The sequence below is a fragment of the Nonomuraea sp. WAC 01424 genome (genome assembly GCF_003947315.1).
Lineage (GTDB): Bacteria > Actinomycetota > Actinomycetes > Streptosporangiales > Streptosporangiaceae > Nonomuraea > Nonomuraea spiralis.
This window is the reverse complement of the sequence record NZ_QHHZ01000047.1, coordinates 1-3,162: the sequence shown is the minus strand read 5'-3', so window position 1 is coordinate 3,162 and position 3,162 is coordinate 1. Positions and strand designations below refer to the sequence as shown.

General features: G+C 56.4%; 1 rRNA gene. It reads right to left on the bottom strand.

From position 1 onward, the window contains the following. Window positions 1-3,106 (bottom strand): 23S ribosomal RNA (locus DMB42_RS52630); the annotation flags it as partial. Window positions 3,107-3,162 lie beyond the last annotated feature (56 nt).

The window sequence follows — 3,162 nt, the reverse complement described above, 5'->3', positions numbered from 1 at the left end:
GGTCAAGTCCTCGGCCTATTAGTACCGGTCAGCTCCACACGTTACCATGCTTCCACCTCCGGCCTATCAACCCGGTCGTCTACCGGGAGCCTTACCCACTCACGTGGTGGGAGACCTCATCTCAAGGCGAGCTTCCCGCTTAGATGCTTTCAGCGGTTATCCCTTCCGAACGTAGCCAACCAGCCGTGCACCTGGCGGTACAACTGGCACACCAGAGGTTCGTCCGTCCCGGTCCTCTCGTACTAGGGACAGCTCCTTTCAAGTCTCCTGCGCGCGCAGCGGATAGGGACCGAACTGTCTCGCGACGTTCTAAACCCAGCTCGCGTACCGCTTTAATGGGCGAACAGCCCAACCCTTGGGACCTACTCCAGCCCCAGGATGCGACGAGCCGACATCGAGGTGCCAAACCATCCCGTCGATATGGACTCTTGGGGAAGATCAGCCTGTTATCCCCGGGGTACCTTTTAGCCGTTGAGCGACACCGCTTCCACACGCCGATGCCGGATCACTAGTCCCAGCTTTCGCTCCTGCTCGACCCGTCAGTCTCACAGTCAAGCTCCCTTGTGCACTTACACTCAACACCTGATTGCCAACCAGGCTGAGGGAACCTTTGGGCGCCTCCGTTACCTTTTAGGAGGCAACCGCCCCAGTTAAACTACCCACCAGACACTGTCCCCGATCCGGATCACGGACCAGAGTTAGACGTTCAAAACGACCAGAGTGGTATTTCACCAATGACTCCACCCGAACTAGCGTCCGAGCTTCCTAGTCTCCCACCTATCCTACACAAGACGTTCCAAACGCCAATGTCAAGCTGTAGTGAAGGTCCCGGGGTCTTTCCGTCCTGCTGCGCGTAACGAGCATCTTTACTCGTAGTGCAATTTCGCCGGGTCTGCGGTTGAGACAGCGGGGAAGTCGTTACGCCATTCGTGCAGGTCGGAACTTACCCGACAAGGAATTTCGCTACCTTAGGATGGTTATAGTTACCACCGCCGTTTACCGGCGCTTAAGTTCTCACCTTCGCCAACCGAAGCTGGCTAAGCGGTCCCCTTAACGTTCCGGCACCGGGCAGGCGTCAGTCCGTATACATCGTCTTACGACTTCGCACGGACCTGTGTTTTTAGTAAACAGTCGCTTCCCCCTGGCCACTGCGACCCCCACCAGCTCCGAGTGCAAGACTCATCACCAGCAGAGGTCCCCCTTCTCCCGAAGTTACGGGGGCAATTTGCCGAGTTCCTTAACCACAGTTCACCCGATCGCCTTGGTATTCTCTACCTGACCACCTGAGTCGGTTTAGGGTACGGGCCGCCATAACACTCGCTAGAGGCTTTTCTCGGCAGCATAGGATCATCCACTTCACCACAATCGGCTCGGCATCACATCTCAGGATATATACGAGGCGGATTTGCCTACCTCGCTCCCTACATGCTTACCCCAGGAACAACCATCGCCTGGGCTGGACTACCTTCCTGCGTCACCCCATCGCTTACCTACTACCCGATCGGATCGAGCGTTCACTCTGACCCCAAGCCCGAAGGCTTTAGGCGAGCTAAGGACTCTTAGCATCACGAGGTTCGATATGGGCGCGTTAAAGCGGGTACGGGAATATCAACCCGTTGTCCATCGACTACGCCTGTCGGCCTCGCCTTAGGTCCCGACTTACCCTGGGCGGATTAGCCTGCCCCAGGAACCCTTGGTCATCCGGCGCGAGGGTTTCTCACCCTCGATTCGCTACTCATGCCTGCATTCTCACTCGCACAGCCTCCACAACTAGATCACTCTGCTGCTTCGCCGGCTGCACGACGCTCCCCTACCCATCCAGCCCCGAAAGACTGAATGCCACGACTTCGGCGGTGTGCTTGAGCCCCGCTACATTGTCGGCGCAGAATCACTTGACCAGTGAGCTATTACGCACTCTTTCAAGGGTGGCTGCTTCTAAGCCAACCTCCTGGTTGTCTCTGCGACTCCACATCCTTTCCCACTTAGCACACGCTTAGGGGCCTTAGTCGGTGATCTGGGCTGTTTCCCTCTCGACTACGAACCTTATCGCCCGCAGTCTCACTGCCACGCTCTCACTTACCGGCATTCGGAGTTTGGCTGACGTCAGTAACCTTGTCGGGCCCATCGGCCATCCAGTAGCTCTACCTCCGGTAAGAAACACGTGACGCTGCACCTAAATGCATTTCGGGGAGAACCAGCTATCACGGAGTTTGATTGGCCTTTCACCCCTACACACAGGTCATCCCCCAGGTTTTCAACCCTGGTGGGTTCGGTCCTCCACCCAGTCTTACCTGAGCTTCAACCTGCCCATGCGTAGATCACTCCGCTTCGGGTCTACAGCATGCGACTCAAACGCCCTATTCAGACTCGCTTTCGCTACGGCTCCCCCACACGGGTTAACCTCGCCACACACCATAACTCGCAGGCTCATTCTTCAAAAGGCACGCAGTCACATCACACAAGGACCGAAATCCTTGTAAGCTCCTACGGCTTGTAGGCACACGGTTTCAGGTACTATTTCACGACCCCTCACCGGGGCACTTTTCACCTTTCCCTCACGGTACTCGTGCACTATCGGTCATCAGGGAGTATTTAGGCTTACCAGGTGGTCCTGGCAGATTCACACAGGATTTCTCGGGCCCCGTGCTACTTGGGATCCCCTCAAGAAGCCTTCAAGATTTCGCCTACCCGGCTCTCACGGTCTACGGCAGCCCTTCCCAGAGCTTTCGACTACCTCAAAGGTTTATAACTTCTTGTGGTCTCGGCAGAAACCACCAGAGGGTCCCACGACCCCGGACATGCAACGCCTGCCGGCTATCACACACGCCCGGTTTAGCCTCATCCGCTTTCGCTCACCACTACTCACGGAATCACTTTTGTTTTCTCTTCCTACGGGTACTGAGATGTTTCACTTCCCCGCGTTACCACCAACCGCCCTATACATTCAGGCGGAGGCAACACCACATGACTGGTGCTGGGTTTCCCCATTCGGACATCCCCGGATCAACGTCTGGTTGGCGACTCCCCGAGGCTTAACGCAGCCTCCCACGTCCTTCATCGGCTCCTGATGCCAAGGCATCCACCGTGTGCCCTAAAAAACTTGGCCACAAAGATGCTCGCGTCCACTATGCAAATCTCAAACAACAAACAGCAACCGCATCC